The following is a 16,877-nucleotide window of genomic DNA, read 5'->3' as shown; positions in this document are numbered from 1 at the left end:
TGTTGTCTAAATGGGATGTATGAAATTACAGATTTTTTGTCTTGCGTTGGTTTTGCTTGCAGCGGGTTGCGGCGGCGGTGGCGGCGGTGATGATCCCGGCTCTGGGATCGATCCGCGTGTTGCCCGTTTGGATGCATTTGATGCGCAGCGCGTTCGGGTATTAGGTGACGTGGAAACAGGCGCGATTGGAATGGCTCCAACGCCTGATGCCGCCATTCCGGTGACAGGGGCGGCAGATTTTGATGGGTTCGCGACGATACGGGTTGAAAACCCGGGCGCACCGCTTGTGCTTTATGGTGATACACTTGTTACGGTTGGGTTTGACACAGGCGATGCGACAGGGGCGATGTCAGCGTTTTTTGGCACGAACGCGACGGGTGAAGTTGTTGACTATGCAGGTGAAATTGCCATTGACGCGGGGCGTATCGCGACGGATGTTTCGCTCGACTACGGCGGGGTGCTGACCGAAGGGACTAACACATTGGTATTTGATGGCACCATGACTGGCGCCTTCTTAGGGGATCCGATGGCTGCTTTAACCACCTCTGATCTTGAGGCCGAGGTGATTTATAATGACGGCCTCATAAACGCGACATTGGTCGTTGTCGCAGAAACGCCCCCGCCGCCTTAACCTCACGTTAACGATGTTGCGCGCAATTTGATGCGATGAAGTATCATTGGATCATGTGGGGGATGCTGACCGCCTGTGGCGGCGGGGGCGCGGGGGGAGAAACTGCTCCTGCGGGTTTTGTTGGGGTGCACGATGAGGTGACCGGGCTTGGCGTGACCCCGGCTGGTGATCTGCCGACGCAAGGCAGTGCGGCCTATGCAGGGCTCATTCAGCTTGATTTGCCGATTGACGGGACAGCGCAAACGTTTGAGGGCGCGTTTGACGTCACCTTGGGCTTTGACGCAGGCGGAACCCCGGTGACGGGCAGCGTGACGGATTTAGCCTCGGATGCGATATCCTTGACGGGCACATTGCAGATCGACAACGGGGCAATGAACCCTGGCGCGGTACCCAGCCTCGACTATCAGTTCACAGCGAACATCGGCGGCGCAGTGGATGAAGGCGGGACGATTTACAGCATCGATGGCACGGTCGCAGGCGATTTTTATGGCGCGCAATGGGAGGGGATCGCAGGCGTGGTCTTTGGAGATATCACCCAAGGCGTCGCCGTCGATATTTTTGATGGCACATTTGTGGGTCAACAGGCACCCTAGCCACGCGATGCGCGTCGTAGCAGGTGAGCAATATCGGCGCTTGGCGTAATATCACCTTGAAATTCGTAGTCTTGTGGGTCGCGTGGGGTATGGTTCTTGGGGGTAATATTTGTCGATAGCACGGCACGGCTGCGCGGGTCGACAAGATGCGACTCGGCGGCGATCCCTTCGGCAAAAATGATGAAGTGCTCGTCCAAAATGAGCTGAAAATAGTCCACAAATCCGCCCTTGCGGCGTACGACAGATGTGCCATCGACAAGCTGGCGGGCCTTGATCAAAACCTCTGGGCGGCCCGCCCCAAGGTAGTCGGCCCTTTGGTAAACCATAAGCCGATGATCGGGGCGCAGCACCAAATCGTTTTCATTGTGCAGCGTGCCTTTGGTGATTACGACCGGGGCAAAACGCCCGGTGGCGCGTAATGTGCATTGCCCAATCATACGGAGCGGTTGTTTGCCGCTATCGCGGGTTAATATTTCATCACCAACGGCAAGGGATTCGATGGGGCGCATCATGCCATTCCCCATCGTGATTAACGTGCCGCGCGCGAAAGAGCCCCCAGCAGATTGCGCGAACCGTTTGGTGGCGCTGTGGCGTTCGACTCCGATTAGCCGGTAATCCGTCGCAGGCACAAAATCGCCAAGCGCAAGCACATGCACACCGGCGATGAGATCACCTGTCACCTCGACAAGTACGACTGCCTCGTGCGTGCCACCGTCTGGCGCGATTAGCGTCAGGCAACAATCAATATGGACGAGGTTATCGGGCCTCGCTGTGGGCCGTAGCGTATGCCCATCGTCAAGCAGCGTAAGACCAAATATGTCCGCGTCCGCGCCCATCTGAAACTGGTCGTCCATTAGCAAATCATCTGCAAACGACAGCGGTTCACCAATGCGCACGCCTTCGGATACGGTGAAATCTTCGGCGCGGTAGACGTCTATGGTCAGCTTGTGGTCAGTCATATCCGTATTGGTATACGTGACAGTTTTAGAAGGGAATAGACCCGGTGAACTTGCGGTGATAGGAGTGCGATAAATCACCGATGGAGAAAACGGATGGATCTGGGAATTAAGGGCAAACGCGCGTTGGTATGTGCGTCATCAAAAGGTTTGGGGCGCGGCTGCGCAGAGGCGCTAGCTGAAGCAGGCGTTGATCTGGTATTGAACGCGCGCGGGGCAGAGGCTCTAGAGGCGACCGCAGCAGATATCCGTAGTAAATATGGCGTCGATGTCACCACTGTCGCTGCTGATGTGGCGACCGAAGAAGGGCGCGCGGCCTTGCTTGCTGCTGCAGGCGACGTTGATATCTTGGTGAACAACGCGGGTGGGCCGCCTCCGGGGATGTGGTCTGATTGGGACCGTGACGATTTTATCGCCGCTTTGGACGCCAATATGCTGGCCCCGATTGCACTGATGAAAGCATTGATGCCCGGAATGATCGACCGTGGCTGGGGCCGCGTTGTGAACATCACATCGGGGTCTGTTAAGGCGCCGATCCCGGCGCTTGGCCTGTCGAATTCAGCGCGCGCTGGGCTGACAGGTTTTGTTGCAGGCACCTCACGTCAGGTCGCGCAACACGGTGTAAACATCAACAACCTGTTGCCGGGAATTCATGCTACCGATCGCGCCGCAAGCCTTGATGCTGGCGTGTCAAAGGCACAAGGCATTGATATCGCTGCCGCAACTGCCCAACGCAAAGCAACAATTCCCGCGCGCCGGTACGGCACAGCTGCTGAATTTGGTGCGGCATGTGCGTTCTTATGTTCAAACCAAGCGGGCTTTATCGTTGGTCAAAACCTTGTAGTTGATGGCGGCGCGCTGAACGCGACGATCTAATGGCACAAGGGTTTAGCCTGAAAGACCAACTGTTCAATCCTGAAACGGTTGGTCGTTTGGGCGATCACTTTGAAAAGGCGGGCGTCTTTGAAGCCGCCCCCTTTACCCGCGACGTATTGGCGCAGATGGGCCCGCTTGAACTGAAGGCGCGGATCAATTGGATCGCCGAGGTTTTAGTGCGCTACTTGCCCAATAACTTTCCGGCTGCGGCAGAATCTATTTTGGCTGCCTTGCCTCCGGCGCTTGATCCGACTAAATCCGACGATGATTTTGGGCATTTTATCTATGCCCCTTTGGGTGTGGTTGTTGAAACCATGGGGATCACCGATCACCGCGATTTAAGCCTCGACCTGATTGCGCAGATCACCCAACGATTTTCAATGGAATATTCTATACGCGCATTCTTGAATACGCATGAAGCCGCGACGTTGGAACGCATGCATGATTGGGTCAAGCATGACAGCTATCACGTGCGCAGGCTCGTTTCCGAAGGGACGCGACCCAATTTACCTTGGGGGCAGGGGATTGGGGTGAATACGGCGCAGACCCTTCCGTTGTTGGACCAGCTGCACGCGGACAATACACGCTTTGTGACCCGATCGGTCGCGAACCATTTGAACGACATCAGCAAAAAAGACCCGGACGCCGTGATTGGGCGATTGTCCGATTGGCAAACCAAAGCCGCGCAGACCACGCCTGAATTAAGCTATATGCGCAGACATGCTTTGCGCGGTTTGGTGAAAGCCGGGCACCCAGCGGCGATGCTGCACTTGGGATATCGGCCAGATGTGGGTGTCACAGTGACGCAACTTACCATTGCGCCCAATCCCATCCAAATTGATGAGACAGCAGCGATTTCTTTTATCGTGGAGGCGGCAGAAGATGCGCCGCTGATCATCGATTACGTCATGGACTTTGTGAAGGCGCAGGGCAAAACTTCTCCCAAAGTGTTCAAATGTAAGCAGGTGTCGGCCAAAGCGGGCGTGCCCATCGTAATCAGCAAGAAACATAAGTTCAAAGGCGATGCCACGACGTTTCGCCTGCATCCCGGTGCCCACCGTCTTCACGTGCAAATCAATGGGAAGATCGTCCAAAGCCGCGATTTCGCTTTGCATTAGCTTGCCCTGATCGGCCGTGCTTGCTAGGTGCGGAGAACCAATGTTTCCGTCTGGGATTGCGCGCCTTATGCTGACCCCCCGCCTTGAGATCAAGAATATCGTCAAATCCTTTGGCGGGCGGCAGGTTGTCGACGACCTGAGCCTGAGCGTGATGCCGGGGCAGGTGACCTGTTTGCTGGGCCCATCAGGGTGCGGGAAATCCACGACGCTGCGCATCATTGCCGGCGTCGAGATGCAAGACAGCGGCACCATCCATGTTGACGGCCATCTTGTTTGCGATACGGTTTTTCGTGTCCCGCCAGAAGGGCGCTCAATCGGGTTGATGTTCCAGGATTTTGCGCTGTTTCCGCATCTGAGTGTTGGGCAAAATGTTGCGTTTGGTCTGCGCGGTGACCGAAACGCGGCGGCGCGTGTGCAAGAGCTTTTGCAAAAGGTCGGCATGGCCCGTTTCATCGACGACTATCCGCATCAATTGTCAGGTGGCGAACAGCAGCGGGTCGCATTGGCGCGTGCCTTGGCTCCCCGTCCCCAAATGATGCTGATGGATGAACCCTTTTCCGGCCTTGATGACCGGTTGCGCGATGAAATCCGTGATGAAACGCTTGAGGTTCTCAAGGGTGAGGGCACTGCGGTGCTGCTAGTCACCCACGAACCGGGCGAAGCCATGCGTATGGCTGATGAAATTGCGTTGATGCGTGATGGCAAAATCGTGCAGCAAGGCGCGCCCTATAATATTTATAACACCCCTGTGGATCGCAAGGCGGCGGCATTTTTTAGCGATATCAATGTGATCACGGGCACAGTTGAGGGCGCATTGACTGAAACACCCTTTGGGCAGTTTCTGGCCCCTGGCGTGCCTGATGGCACAGAGGTCGATATTGTGATCCGCCCGCAGCACTTGAAAATCGATTTTGATCGGGCCGGACACGGACCAAACCCTACTGCCGGAGATGGCGCGCCTGCGCGCGGCGTGGTTGAGCGCGCGCGGTTTGTTGGTGCGTCAAGCTTGGTTTCGTTGCGGATGGATTATGATGGATCGCTTTTACAGGCCAGCGTGCCGTCGGTCTTCTTGCCACAAATCGGCACGCCGCTTTGGATTATGATCCGTCGGGATCGGTGTTTTGTGTTCCCGCACGACTAGCCGCAACACGTGCAGACCGTCCACCGCGCCGCTTGGTGATTTGGCTGCGTCGGCTTTCGAGTTCATCCAAAACCGCCCGCCGCGCATCCGGCCCCATTTGCGACCATGCACCAATTTCATCAATCGTACGCAGGCAGCCAGTGCAAAGCCTGCTTTGCGGGTGAATGACGCAAATCTTGATGCAGGGGCTTTCGATTTCATCACGCGCCCAGATGTCATCGGTCATGTTGCTGCTCGCAGATTGCCCAGACGGTCCAACATCCCCTGCAAAATATAGGCGGCCGCAACGTGATCGATGACTTCGGAGCGGCGCTGGCGTGATGTATCTGCTTCGAGTAGTGCGCGTTCGGCGGCGACGGTCGATAGCCGTTCGTCCCAATATGTGATCGGTAAGTCGGTCAGCCGTTCAAGATTGCGCGCAAATGCCCGTGTCGCCTGACAGCGCGGTCCCTCTGATCCGTCCATATTCATCGGCAGGCCCAACACGATCCCCGTGATCTGGCGCGCCGTGGTAATTTCCAAAAGCTTCGCCGCGTCTACGCCGAATTTCTTGCGCTTGATCGTTTCCAACGGTGTCGCCACGGATTTCATTAAATCGGACACGGCGACCCCAATGGTGACAGTGCCTAAATCGAGCCCCGCGAGCGCCCCGTATGCGGGGATTGCCGCCGCGAATTCTTGCGGTGTCTCACATATCATTCTAGCAGCCCCGCCGTTTGCGCCGCATCACGCAGGGTGGCCATTGAATCCGCATTCGCGCCAAACACCTCTTGGGCTTCAACCCAGACCATGCGTGCATTGTCCGTCTCGCCTAGTGCGCCGTAGGCCGTGATCAACCGCGCCCAGTCAGTGGCCGGACCGCCCTCAGAGGCTAAACGTTCTGCGAGCCCGGCAACCATCCCGTTGATCATCGCGGTGCGGTCTTCTTCGGTCATGCTTTCCGCGTTGGCAATGTCAGCGGCAGAGGGGCCGCGCACTTCGGGCAAGCTGTAATCGATTCCAGCGCGGTAGGCGGCGTCTTCGATTTGTGCGCGCGCAGAAGTAACGTAAAAGCTGTTCGGATCGCCATTCTCTGCGAAATCGCGCCACAGTTGGTAGGCGAAATCGGGGCGATCCGTCATGTTATAAAGCGACCCCAGATAATAGCGCGCGCCGATGTTTTGCGGGTCGCGGTCAAGGATTATGCGAATGACGGCCTCGGCCTCGGGTGAGACAAACCCGTTGGCGGCGGCGACCTGAAAATCAACAAGCAAGCGCATTTCATCAATCGTGGCTTCTGCTCCATATATGTCCAGCAGATGGGCTTGCGCCGCCGCCGCTGCGGCGAAATTACGCAATTCACCTTCGTAATAGGCAAGGCGCGACCATGCTTCGGGATCGTCAGGGCGCATGGGGGCGATGGTGCGAAGCTGCTCCATGGCGTCCATAAAATCTTGCGGCGCATCAACAGGAACCCGCGGTGGGGCGAGCGCCTCAAGTGCGGCTTGACTGGGGCGGCTTTCGCGCATCTCGTCGCTGGTTGCGATCCGGGCTTCTAGCGGCAGATCATCATAGCCCGGTGCGCCCAAGTACGCGTAGGTGCCAAATGTAAAAGCGCAAATCGCGATGGCAATTCCCCCCATAAGCAGCGGCGATGCCCTTCCTGATTGCGGGGTTGTGGTGACTTCTTTGTTGGCCGCCAAAAGCCGTCGCGCGATTTCTGCGCGCGCGCGTTCGGCTTCTGCTTCGGGCAGGATGCCACGTTCAAGGTCGCGGGTGATTTCTGAAAGCTGGGCCTTATAGACCGCGATATCGGGGTTGACCGTTTCGGTTTGGGCCGTCCGCAACAATGGCGCTGCCAGAACACCGGCAACCCCAAGAGTTAACACCACACAAATGAGCCAGAAAATCATGCTATCCACCTAAATAACGTCACGCTGACATAACCATCACAGGCGGCTGTGGAAAGGGGACTGCGACCACGTGGCAGGGGTGATGTCGCAAAATAGCAGCCAGACGCCGCTGAGAGTATCCTCTTGGCACCGCGATGGGTCCAGTTAGAATATAAGCTCGTCCGACAAATCAGGGAATCGATGATCGCATGAAACGTTATTCCGCCTTTGCCATCGCCCGTGAAGCTATGCGCCAACATACCGGTTGGGACCGCGCCTGGGCCAAACCCGCACCCAAGAAGAAATACGATGTAATTATCGTGGGCGCAGGGGGGCATGGGCTCGCCACGGCTTACTATCTAGGTAAGAATTTTGGCATCACAAACGTTGCAGTGCTGGAAAAAGGCTGGCTTGGCGGTGGGAACACCGGGCGCAATACGACCATTATCCGCTCGAATTACCTGCAAGACCCATCCGCTGCGATCTATGAAAAGGCGCGCAGCCTGTATGAAACCATGTCGCAAGACCTGAACTACAATGTGATGTTCAGCCCGCGCGGCGTGATCATGCTTGCCCAAACCCAGCACGAAATTCGCGGCTATCAACGCACGGCGCAAGCCAATGCGTTGCAAGGCGTTCAGACAGAATGGATCGGCCCGCAACGGGTTAAAGAACTGTGCCCGATTATGAATATCGACGGGCCGCGCTACCCTGTTTTGGGCGGGCTTTACCAAGAACGCGGCGGCACCGCGCGTCACGATGCGGTGGCATGGGGCTATGCGCGGGCCTGTTCGGATATGGGTATGGATATCATCCAACAATGCGAAGTCACGGGTGTCCGTCAGGAAAACGGCAAGGTTGTTGGCGTTGATACCTCAAAAGGGCCAATCGACTGCGATAAACTGGGCATGGTTGTTGCCGGGCACGCGGGTGTCATGGCGAAAATGGCGGGCTTCCGGCTACCTGTTGAATCGGTGGCCCTACAGGCGCTTGTGTCAGAGCCGATTAAACCTTGCATGGATGTGGTCGTGATGGCGAACACCGTGCATGGCTATATGTCCCAATCCGACAAGGGCGAAATGGTCATCGGCGGCGGTACCGACGCGTTTAACAACTACACCCAACGCGGGTCGTTCCACCATATCGAAGAAACCGTGCGCGCATTGGTTGAGACATTCCCAATGGTGTCACGCCTAAAAATGCTGCGCCAATGGGGCGGTATTGTCGATGTAACGGGCGACCGATCACCTATTCTATCAAAGACACCGGTTGATGGTATCTTCGTCAATTGTGGTTGGGGCACTGGCGGGTTCAAAGCGATCCCGGGGTCCGGCTGGGCGATGGCCGAACTGATGGCCAAAGGTGAATCTCCGCTCACAGATGAATTCAGCATGTACCGTTTCCGTGAAGGTAAGTTCATCGACGAAAGCGTCGCGGCAGGGGTGGCACACTGATGTTGAACACGGCCCGCACATACAATTTTTCTAAGCCCGAGGTTTCCCAATGCTGACCCTTCGTTGCCCCTATTGCGGCGTGGACGCCGATGAAACTGATTTGCAAGCAGGTGGCGAAGCCCATCTCAAACGCGAAGGGCCGGGCGCATCCGATGATGCATTCGAGGACTACCTATTCATGCGCAAAAACCCCAAGGGTGTGCATTTTGAGCGTTGGCGCCATGCCTACGGTTGCGGTAAATGGTTTTTGGCCGCGCGGTGCACCACGACTTTACAAGTGTTCGGCACCTATTCGGCGCAGACGCTGGAACCACCACAAGATATCAAAGATGCCATATCCGCGCAGCGTCCCGGTTGGTCATGGGGGAATTTTAAATGAGCACCCGTCTTTCCGACATGGGCCGTTTGATTAACAAAAACAAATCGGTATCATTCAAGTTTAATGGTAAAAATCTACGTGGGTTTGAAGGCGATACGCTGGCTTCGGCCTTGCTCGCCAATGACCAAATGCTGATGGGCCGGTCGTTCAAATATCACCGTCCACGCGGCGTCGTCGGTGCTGGGGCAGAAGAGCCGAACGCGCTGGTTAATCTGGGCGAGGGCGGACAGTTCGAACCGAACCAACGTGCCACAACAACCGAAGCTTTTGATGGTTTGACGGCGCAATCACAAAACCACTGGCCAAGTCTTGAATACGACGTGGGCGCAATTAATACGGCATTCTCGCGGTTCCTGCCCGCGGGATTTTACTACAAAATGTTCATGTATCCACGCGCATTTTGGAAACATGTTTATGAACCGATCATCCGTAAATCCGCGGGTCTGGGCCGCGCACCCAAGGACCGCGATACCAGCACCTACGAACATTTTCACGCGCATGTTGATGTGCTTGTGGTCGGCGGTGGTATTGCCGGGCTTGCTGCGGCGCGCGCTGCGGGTGAGGCCGGCGCGCGTGTTCTGATCATGGAACAAACCGCGGATTGGGGCGGTCGTGCTGTCGTCGATACGCCAGTGATTGACGAAATTCCTGCGCAAAAGTGGATTAAATCTACGCTGCAAGAGCTTGAAAATATGCGAAATGTTGAGCTGCGTTTGCGTTGTATGGGCGCTGGCGTTTATGATCACGGTTATGCGCTGGGCTATGAGCGGTTAACTGATCATACACCGGATGCAGACGGCCCACGCCACCGCCTCTGGCGCATTCGTGCCAAGCAGATCATCACTGCAACGGGCGCAATTGAACGTCCGTTGTCATTCGCGGGAAATGATATCCCGGGCGTGGTTTTGGCGGCTGCGGTCCGTGATTATGCAGTGAACTTTGGCGTCTCGATGGGCGACCGTACGGTTGTTGTCACCAACAATGATGACGCGTACCGCACGGCGCTGATCCTAAAACAGGCCGGGCTTGATATTCCCGCGATCATTGATGCACGTCCAAACGCCGAAGGCCCGTTGATCGATGAGGCCCGCGCATTGGGCATTCGGGTTGAACTGGGCAAAGGTATCGCCAAAGTTAAAGGCGGCAAGCGGGTTAAATCGGTAGGGATTTGCGCGCAAGCCGGCGAAGGTGCCGTGCTAGAAGACATCGCATGCGATTGCGTTGCGATGTCGGGCGGTTGGTCACCTGTTGTGCACCTCTGGTCGCATTGCGGTGGCAAACTGATTTGGGACGCGGATCAGGTTATGTTCCGCCCTGATCATGAAAAGCCGCCAACAGGCGCAGACGGGCAGCCGTTTGTGATCACCGCAGGCACTGCCAATGGGCATTTATTTTGCGCCGAGGTCGTTGGCGACGGTTGGGCCGCTGGGCGTGCTGCAGCAAATGTGGCTGGCCATAGCAAACGCGGGTCAGAAGCGCCGATTGGCGCAGATACCGAAGAAGGCCCGATTTCCCCCGTCTGGCTAATGCCGCAAGGTGCCAAACACGCGTTGCGGTCTAAGGCATGGCTTGATTTCCAAAATGACGTAAAAGTTTCGGATGTGCAGCTTGCAGCCCAAGAAGGCTTTGAAAGCGTCGAACACACCAAACGCTATACCACGCTGGGTATGGCGACGGATCAAGGGAAGCTAAGCAATATCAACGGTCTTGCGATCCTTTCGCAATCATTGAACGCGGATATCCCGAATGTGGGCACGACCACGTTCCGCCCGCCATATACACCTATTTCAATGGGGGCGATTACGGGTGCTGCGCGTGATGATCTGTTCCAACCGGTCCGCAAGACCCCGGTGTCCGAATGGTCCAACGCGAACGGTGCTGATAACGAACCTGTCGGCCAATGGCGCAGGCCCTATACTTATATCCGTGGCGATGAAACGGTGCATGACGCAGTAAACCGCGAAGTACGCAATGCACGCGAAAACGTCAGCCTGTTGGATGCGTCGACGCTCGGTAAGCTGATCGTCAAAGGGCCGGACGCAGGTAAATTCCTTGATTTGATGTACACCAACATGATGTCCACATTGCACGTTGGGAAATGCCGCTATGGGCTGATGTGCTCAGAGAATGGGTTCTTGATGGATGACGGTGTTGTCGTGCGCATGGATGATGACACTTGGCTTTGTCACACCACCACAGGCGGTGCCGAAAGCATTCACGCCCATATGGAAGACTGGCTGCAATGCGAATGGTGGGACATGCAGGTCTATGTTGCCAATGTCACCGAACAATACGCGCAGATCGCGGTTGTCGGGCCAAAGGCGCGCAAACTGCTGCAAAAATTGGGCGGCGATATGGACCTATCCGCCGAAGCGCTGCCGTTCATGCAGTGGAAAGCCGGGAAAATTGGTGAATTCGACGCGCGGGTGTTCCGGATCAGTTTCTCGGGTGAATTGTCGTACGAGGTTGCCGTGCCAGCCGGGCAGGGTGCTGCATTCTGGGATGCGTTGATGGCCGCAGGGGAAGAATTCGGCGTCATGCCCTATGGGACCGAGGCCTTGCACATCCTGCGTGCCGAAAAAGGCTTTATCATGATTGGCGATGAAACCGACGGGACAGTGATCCCACAGGATTTGAACCTGAATTGGGCGCTGTCCAAGAAGAAAGAGGATTACCTGGGCAAACGCGCGCACCTGCGCAGCCATATGGCCGATCCGAACCGCTGGAAGCTGGTGGGGCTGGAAACTGTCGATGGGTCTGTGTTGCCTGATGGTGCCTATGCGATTGATTTTGATACCGGTCGCTACGATGAGACGCTTGAATGGACCGATCATCGTGATGTTGGTGCAAACGCGAATGCTCAAATAGCGACTCAAGGCCGTGTGACATCGACCTATTATTCAGCAACGCTTGATCGTGGTATCGCGATGGGTTTGGTCCATAATGGCCCTGACCGCATGGGTGAAGTGATTGAATTCAACAAGGTCGATGGCACCACGATCGCCGCCAAAATCGTTGATCCGGTGTTCTATGACAAAGAAGGGGCAAAGCAAAATGTCTAATGCAGTCAGCGCCTTGAATGGCAAGATCGCCGCCGGAGAAGTCACGATCCGCGAGGCGGGCCTGCGCGGCATGATCACCCTGCGCGGCGACCTAAGCGACAGTAAAATCAAATCCGTCTGCACCGGGCTGACCGGCGTGAATTTCCCAGCCGTGGGCCAAGCCAATTGCGTTGGCGAAAAAGGCCTGTGCTGGATGTCGCCAGATGAACTGTTGATCCTGGTGCCCTATGCAGAGGTGAATGACGCGCTTGCCCAGATTGCTAAGACGCTTAAAAAGAAACACCATTTGGCTGAAAACGTATCAGACGCACGGGCGTTGATCACCGTTGAAGGCGCATTTGCACGTGAAGTGATTGCAAAACTTGCGCCCGTCGATCTGCACCCCGAAGCGTTTCAGCCCGGTGAATTCCGCCGCTCGCATATCGGCCAAGTGGCCGCTGCGTTTTGGATGCGTGATGCAGACACGATCGAAGTGATCTGTTTCCGTTCGGTCGCGGATTACGCGTTTGATCTCTTGGCGATGTCAGCGAAAGCGGGGCCTGTGGGCTATTTCGACTAACGGGCGGCCGCCGTTTCATGCCCTGATGTCACGCAGATTTCAGGCAAGCTGGCTGAAAGAAAGCATAAGGGCATCACATGACAAAACACGGCTATGATGCAGGGCGGTTGAATCTTCCGTTCGTGGGGATTTCGACCTTTGGCAAGAAACCCTATGTCGCGGATTGGGATCAGATTGATGCGGATGTCGCCGTGTTGGGGGCTCCGTTCGATTTTGGAACGCAGTGGCGGCCCGGTGCGCGAGGCATCAACCCTGTTTAGCTTTGGCCATGCAGGTGCCTATGATTTTGAGGATGACGCGACCTATCTCGCCGAAGACGTGCGGATCGTCGATATAGGCGATGCTGATATCATCCACACCAAAACCGAAGAAAGCCACGCCAATATTGCTTACGGCGTGGAAAAGATTTTGGCCGCGGGCGCATTGCCTGTCACCATCGGCGGGGATCATTCGATCAACATTCCTTGTATCAACGCCTTTGCAGATGATTGCGCGAAAAACGGCGACATCCATGTGGTGCAAATTGATGCGCATTTAGATTTCGTCGATGAACGCCACGGGGTGACCGCAGGGCACGGCAATCCAATGCGCCGCGCCATTGAAAAAGATTACGTGTCGGGCATGACCCAATTGGGCATTCGCAATGTGTCATCAACCGCCAAAGAAGGCTACGCAGATGCGCGCGCGCGCGGCTCTGATGTTTTGTCAGTGCGCCATGTGCGCAAGCTTGGCACGCAAGCCGTGCTTGACCGAATTCCCGCTGGTGCGCGCTATTACGTCACGATTGATATCGACGCCTTTTGCCCCTCTATTGCGCCCGGCACAGGGACACCAAGCCACGGGGGGTTCTTGTACTATGATGTGCTCGAAATCTTGCAAGGATTGGCGCAGCGCGGTGATGTCGTGGGCATCGATCTGGTCGAAGTTGCCCCAGCCTATGACCCCACCGAAAGTACACAGGTCTTGGCCGCGCAGATTCTATTGAACTTTTTGGGCTTTATCTTTCATGCCCGCAGTGCCCGCTGAACCGAATTTTAGCACTCACCTGTGTTTTGGGTGAAGTCTTCCAATACGGGGCGCGCGTTTTTGACAACGCGTGACATAAAACGGATCTGCTTTTCGCGGGTTGGAACTGCGCGTGCGGGCAGGGCCTCACTGTGGCGGGCGCGTAGGCCTGGAAAAATCAGGTCGATTTCTGCAACCGCATCATCGCCAAGTGCGGCATTGGCGTGGTCGCCCAAATACAATGTTTCGGCGGGGGCATCCTCGGCCAGAAGCACCTCGTGTTCGTCTAGAAGAAAGTGGAAATAATCGATCTCGCGGATAGACGTATCAACGTAAATTCCAGGCAAATCTGTTAACCGGATCGCGGCCAATAATATTTCGGCCTGCCCAAACATGCGTTGTGCGATCGGAGACCGGGCCATGACGCGGTGCTGGCGTGAAACTAGTAAATCACGGGTTGGCAGTCCGTTGCCCAGCGCGCCCTGACAGATACGCACAGGCAAGAAACGTGCATCATCATCGATCATCGCAGCGTCAACGGTACGGCGTCCAATCCAACGGATAGGTTTGCGTCCATTCTGTGTTATGACCAATTGCCCGGCTTTCAAATCACGGGCCATAGCATATCCGGTCGGTGTTTTGATCAGCGTGTCACCGGAAAAACAAACAAGAAGTTCAACATTGTCCAAAAGGGCGCCAGATCCGTCGGCATTGTCGCCGATTTCGGTGAACCGTATCGTGTAGTCACCTGCGGCAGGGAACGTCACCACATCTGAGAATTCAATATAGGTCGATTGCACGTCTGGTACGATATCTTGCGTGAATATAACGACGCCATTGCTGTCCAAGACCTCGACTTTGAATCCGTCAACGCCCAGTGTCCCACTGTCACGCAACGCATAGTCAAAGTTTAAGTCTGCGTCCCGTGCGCTGTCGACTGTGAATGTCTGTTCCATGACGGTCACGTTCCCGGTGCCACCATTAAGTTCGGCAACGCGGCTGTTGCCTGTCCCTGAAATGTAGACCGATGACACGCGTGTCTCAATGTCGGTGCCGGACCAGCCGGTTGCACTATTATTGGTGCTGCTTGAAAAGTCACCATTGATGATCAGGTTTGTCAGTGCCATCTGTTGATCCTTCGGCGTCGATAGTCTCTGTTCCAGATTTTAAACCGTTTTGCGCAGCATGAAAGGTATTCAAAAGTATAGTTTAGGGGCCATTTATCAAATTTTGATTACTTTTGCTCGTATGTTGGACTGCGTTGTTTCATCACGGGCTTGACCTCTGCCTGCCATGTGACATGTATCACTATATAAATTCGCAACGCAGAAAGAGAGCACCATGGCTTTTGAACTTCCTGATCTTCCATATGCACACGACGCACTTGCCGCCAAAGGCATGTCCGCTGAGACGCTCGAATTCCACCACGACCTGCACCACAACGCCTATGTCACCAATGGCAACGCGGCGATTGCGGGTACTGAGTGGGAAGGCAAGAGCCTCGAAGAAATCATCACCGGCACGTATGACGCAACCTCGGTTGCGCAAAACGGCATCTTCAACAACATCTCTCAGCTTTGGAACCATAACCAGTTCTGGGAAATGATGGGCCCAAATGGCAATGCGATCCCAACTGAGCTAGAAAAAGCATTGGTTGAAAGCTTTGGTTCTGTTGATGAGTTCAAAAAGCAGTTTTCTGCCGCTGGTGCTGGCCAGTTTGGTTCAGGCTGGTGCTGGTTGGTCAAAGACACTGACGGCGCGCTGAAAGTGACCAAGACTGAAAACGGCGTGAACCCGCTTTGCTTTGGTCAAACTGCGCTGCTGGGCTGCGATGTCTGGGAGCATTCCTATTACATCGATTTCCGCAACAAACGCCCTGTTTACCTGACCAATTTCTTGGACAATCTGGTGAACTGGGAAAATGTTGCAGGCCGCCTGTAACTTTCGCTTTTAAAGCTATCGAAAAGGCCCGTCGCGTATCTCGCGGCGGGCCTTTGTCTTGAAAACATCACTGCGCGTTCCTATATCTATATAGCTAGATCATTCTAACCAAACAATTTTTGTAAGCGCATATCATGCGCATCTAGCCCGTGCCGCGCCGTTTTTTGCGCGCAGGCGCCACCCGACACAGACAATACTCGCCGCTGCGCTGATCCGTGCAGCGCCCGTATTTGTGCGCCGTGTCGCAACCAATTTGAAAGGAGCTTTCTTTGCTTTTATTGCGTAGTATTCCTCTGTCGTTTTCGATCCTGTGGCGGTTTGTGCTTGTGCTGCCTTTTTGGATTGTCGCCTACACGGCGATGACGCTTTTCTTTGTGTTTGGCACATTTCCCGCGATGCTGGGCATTCCGGTGATCGGCTTTCTTGGGATCCTCGTGTTTGCGATTGTGGTCCCCATTATGTTCGCGATGATTTCGATGCATCCCTATTTGATTGGGATCCGATTTGGCCTGCGGTCGCTTGGGTTTGCTACCAAAAACTCACAACAACGGCTGTTTGCGGGCGCGGCTGGTTACGGACTGTTTGAAACGGTCACTGTGGGGGCTTTGCTTGTGGTTGTGACCAGTGTTTCGGCCTTTGTCGTTTCTGGGCAGCTCGGGATCAGCGCCGCTGATGCCCCTGATGGTCCAGTTGGTCAGCTTTCGACAGACATTGCTTTGGGCACGCTGACGTTTGTGTCGTTGCTCAGCAGTCTTATCGTTATGGCCATGCGCGCGGCTTTGCTGCCGGCACTTGCAAACTTTGTGGCGGGAACAAACCCAAAGGGGATCAGTTTTTCGAACTTTGATGGTTTTGGCGCCGGTTTTGGCATCATGTTTTTATTGATGCTGATGATTACCGGGCTTACGGCGGCGACAGGGTATTTTGTAGAAGGGGCCGTGTCGTTTCTGGATTTTTCGACGGTCCTGCGTGAAAAGCTGGACGACGTGATTTTCATTTTGGCTGGTAAAAAAGATGCAGTCTTTACCCTGCGCCACGCGGTGATTGTGTCGGGGGCCATCATGTTTGCGATTTGGGTGTTTTGTTTGCAATGCGCGGGGGCGGCATTGAGCTATGAAAGACGCGCCCATCAGGCGCAGGCGGAACGCGCGGAAAATGAAGCAAAAAGGGAACGTGATCAGCAAGATATCGGTGCGCTTTTGCGTGCGCGTATGGCTAAAAATAATATGCGAAAATAATGTGTTATGTTGTTTATGACCGCGCCGCCTTACGGCCCTGTTCATTTCACGTG

At 55.3% G+C, this 16,877-nt stretch carries 16 protein-coding genes and 1 pseudogene; 12 read left to right on the top strand and 5 right to left on the bottom strand.

Annotated features, from left to right (window positions below):
* The first annotated feature begins 19 nt into the window (after window positions 1-19).
* Window positions 20-631 (top strand): hypothetical protein, encoded by a 612-nt coding sequence (locus DS901_RS08480; RefSeq protein ID WP_113776480.1) that lies wholly within the window; start codon window positions 20-22, stop codon window positions 629-631.
* 35 nt (window positions 632-666) lie between these two features.
* Window positions 667-1,224, top strand: coding sequence for a hypothetical protein (locus tag DS901_RS08475; RefSeq protein ID WP_147249884.1), 558 nt, complete (start codon window positions 667-669; stop codon window positions 1,222-1,224).
* On the opposite strand, the gene DS901_RS08470 is transcribed toward DS901_RS08475, so the two are convergent.
* Window positions 1,221-2,183, bottom strand: a complete 963-nt coding sequence (locus tag DS901_RS08470) for a Hint domain-containing protein (protein ID WP_113776478.1) — start codon at window positions 2,181-2,183, stop codon at window positions 1,221-1,223. The genes DS901_RS08475 and DS901_RS08470 overlap by 4 nt on opposite strands.
* Before the next feature lie 93 nt (window positions 2,184-2,276).
* On the opposite strand from DS901_RS08470, the gene DS901_RS08465 reads away from it, so the two are divergent.
* From DS901_RS08465 to DS901_RS08455, 3 genes are all read left to right on the top strand, one after another.
* A complete protein-coding gene (locus DS901_RS08465) occupies window positions 2,277-3,056 on the top strand; it encodes an SDR family oxidoreductase (protein WP_113776477.1) in 780 nt (259 codons plus the stop codon).
* Entirely contained in the window at window positions 3,056-4,174 is a 1,119-nt protein-coding gene (locus tag DS901_RS08460; protein WP_113776476.1) for a DNA alkylation repair protein, read from the top strand. Before DS901_RS08465 ends, DS901_RS08460 begins: the two co-directional genes overlap by 1 nt.
* Before the next feature lie 67 nt (window positions 4,175-4,241).
* The gene (locus DS901_RS08455) at window positions 4,242-5,315 is read left to right on the top strand and encodes an ABC transporter ATP-binding protein (RefSeq protein ID WP_113776552.1); all 1,074 of its coding nucleotides are present in this window, start codon (window positions 4,242-4,244) and stop codon (window positions 5,313-5,315) included.
* Here DS901_RS08455 and DS901_RS08450 read toward each other — a convergent pair.
* The 3 genes from DS901_RS08450 to ccmI are packed head-to-tail and all read right to left on the bottom strand — an operon-like array spanning window position 5,272 to window position 7,207.
* Window positions 5,272-5,541: a DUF1289 domain-containing protein gene (locus tag DS901_RS08450; RefSeq protein ID WP_113776475.1), complete on the bottom strand. Its 270-nt coding sequence runs from the start codon at window positions 5,539-5,541 to the stop codon at window positions 5,272-5,274. The two genes, DS901_RS08455 and DS901_RS08450, sit on opposite strands and share 44 nt — an antisense overlap.
* The gene (gene ruvX / locus DS901_RS08445) at window positions 5,538-6,014 is read right to left on the bottom strand and encodes a Holliday junction resolvase RuvX (protein ID WP_113776474.1); all 477 of its coding nucleotides are present in this window, start codon (window positions 6,012-6,014) and stop codon (window positions 5,538-5,540) included. The genes DS901_RS08450 and ruvX overlap by 4 nt, the downstream gene beginning before the upstream one ends.
* Complete coding sequence (gene ccmI / locus DS901_RS08440; RefSeq protein WP_113776473.1) at window positions 6,011-7,207, bottom strand: c-type cytochrome biogenesis protein CcmI; 1,197 nt, start codon at window positions 7,205-7,207, stop codon at window positions 6,011-6,013. Before ccmI ends, ruvX begins: the two co-directional genes overlap by 4 nt.
* Window positions 7,208-7,395: 188 nt before the next feature.
* On the opposite strand from ccmI, the gene DS901_RS08435 reads away from it, so the two are divergent.
* The 5 genes and pseudogenes from DS901_RS08435 (at window position 7,396) to DS901_RS08415 (ending at window position 13,666) form a co-directional block, all read left to right on the top strand.
* The gene (locus tag DS901_RS08435; RefSeq protein WP_113776472.1) at window positions 7,396-8,640 is read left to right on the top strand and encodes a sarcosine oxidase subunit beta family protein; all 1,245 of its coding nucleotides are present in this window, start codon (window positions 7,396-7,398) and stop codon (window positions 8,638-8,640) included.
* 49 nt (window positions 8,641-8,689) lie between these two features.
* Window positions 8,690-9,019, top strand: a complete 330-nt coding sequence (locus DS901_RS08430) for a sarcosine oxidase subunit delta (protein WP_113776471.1) — start codon at window positions 8,690-8,692, stop codon at window positions 9,017-9,019.
* Window positions 9,016-12,081 carry a sarcosine oxidase subunit alpha family protein gene (locus DS901_RS08425; protein WP_113776470.1) on the top strand — a complete coding sequence of 1,022 codons (3,066 nt, stop codon included), beginning with the start codon at window positions 9,016-9,018 and terminating at the stop codon, window positions 12,079-12,081. The genes DS901_RS08430 and DS901_RS08425 overlap by 4 nt, the downstream gene beginning before the upstream one ends.
* On the top strand, window positions 12,074-12,640 hold the full coding sequence (locus tag DS901_RS08420) for a sarcosine oxidase subunit gamma (protein ID WP_113776469.1): 567 nt from the start codon (window positions 12,074-12,076) through the stop codon (window positions 12,638-12,640). The genes DS901_RS08425 and DS901_RS08420 overlap by 8 nt, the downstream gene beginning before the upstream one ends.
* Before the next feature lie 77 nt (window positions 12,641-12,717).
* Window positions 12,718-13,666, top strand: a pseudogene (locus DS901_RS08415) (agmatinase).
* An 8-nt stretch (window positions 13,667-13,674) separates the two neighbouring features.
* Here DS901_RS08415 and DS901_RS08410 read toward each other — a convergent pair.
* Window positions 13,675-14,772: a Hint domain-containing protein gene (locus tag DS901_RS08410; protein ID WP_113776468.1), complete on the bottom strand. Its 1,098-nt coding sequence runs from the start codon at window positions 14,770-14,772 to the stop codon at window positions 13,675-13,677.
* A gap of 214 nt (window positions 14,773-14,986) precedes the next feature.
* Here DS901_RS08410 and DS901_RS08405 point away from each other — a divergent pair, with 214 nt between their 5' ends.
* Both DS901_RS08405 and DS901_RS08400 read left to right on the top strand, forming a co-directional pair.
* Window positions 14,987-15,586: a superoxide dismutase gene (locus DS901_RS08405; protein ID WP_113776467.1), complete on the top strand. Its 600-nt coding sequence runs from the start codon at window positions 14,987-14,989 to the stop codon at window positions 15,584-15,586.
* A 269-nt stretch (window positions 15,587-15,855) separates the two neighbouring features.
* Entirely contained in the window at window positions 15,856-16,824 is a 969-nt protein-coding gene (locus DS901_RS08400; RefSeq protein WP_113776466.1) for a hypothetical protein, read from the top strand.
* The last annotated feature ends 53 nt before the right edge of the window (window positions 16,825-16,877 follow it).

The organism is Loktanella sp. D2R18 (genome assembly GCF_003318235.1).
Classification (GTDB): Bacteria; Pseudomonadota; Alphaproteobacteria; order Rhodobacterales; family Rhodobacteraceae; genus Yoonia.
The sequence above is the reverse complement of the archived record's forward strand: the minus strand, read 5'-3'. Positions and strand labels throughout refer to the sequence as shown.

Bases quoted from the DNA above. Each gene is read 5' to 3' on its own strand.
- DS901_RS08480 (WP_113776480.1), top strand. From the start codon at position 20: ATGAAATTACAGATTTTTTGTCTTGCGTTGGTTTTGCTTGCAGCGGGT.
- DS901_RS08475 (WP_147249884.1), top strand. From the start codon at position 667: ATGAAGTATCATTGGATCATGTGGGGGATGCTGACCGCCTGTGGCGGC.
- DS901_RS08470 (WP_113776478.1), bottom strand. From the start codon at position 2,183: ATGACTGACCACAAGCTGACCATAGACGTCTACCGCGCCGAAGATTTC.
- DS901_RS08465 (WP_113776477.1), top strand. From the start codon at position 2,277: ATGGATCTGGGAATTAAGGGCAAACGCGCGTTGGTATGTGCGTCATCA.
- DS901_RS08460 (WP_113776476.1), top strand. From the start codon at position 3,056: ATGGCACAAGGGTTTAGCCTGAAAGACCAACTGTTCAATCCTGAAACG.
- DS901_RS08455 (WP_113776552.1), top strand. From the start codon at position 4,242: ATGCTGACCCCCCGCCTTGAGATCAAGAATATCGTCAAATCCTTTGGC.
- DS901_RS08450 (WP_113776475.1), bottom strand. From the start codon at position 5,541: ATGACCGATGACATCTGGGCGCGTGATGAAATCGAAAGCCCCTGCATC.
- ruvX (WP_113776474.1), bottom strand. From the start codon at position 6,014: ATGATATGTGAGACACCGCAAGAATTCGCGGCGGCAATCCCCGCATAC.
- ccmI (WP_113776473.1), bottom strand. From the start codon at position 7,207: ATGATTTTCTGGCTCATTTGTGTGGTGTTAACTCTTGGGGTTGCCGGT.
- DS901_RS08435 (WP_113776472.1), top strand. From the start codon at position 7,396: ATGAAACGTTATTCCGCCTTTGCCATCGCCCGTGAAGCTATGCGCCAA.
- DS901_RS08430 (WP_113776471.1), top strand. From the start codon at position 8,690: ATGCTGACCCTTCGTTGCCCCTATTGCGGCGTGGACGCCGATGAAACT.
- DS901_RS08425 (WP_113776470.1), top strand. From the start codon at position 9,016: ATGAGCACCCGTCTTTCCGACATGGGCCGTTTGATTAACAAAAACAAA.
- DS901_RS08420 (WP_113776469.1), top strand. From the start codon at position 12,074: ATGTCTAATGCAGTCAGCGCCTTGAATGGCAAGATCGCCGCCGGAGAA.
- DS901_RS08410 (WP_113776468.1), bottom strand. From the start codon at position 14,772: ATGGCACTGACAAACCTGATCATCAATGGTGACTTTTCAAGCAGCACC.
- DS901_RS08405 (WP_113776467.1), top strand. From the start codon at position 14,987: ATGGCTTTTGAACTTCCTGATCTTCCATATGCACACGACGCACTTGCC.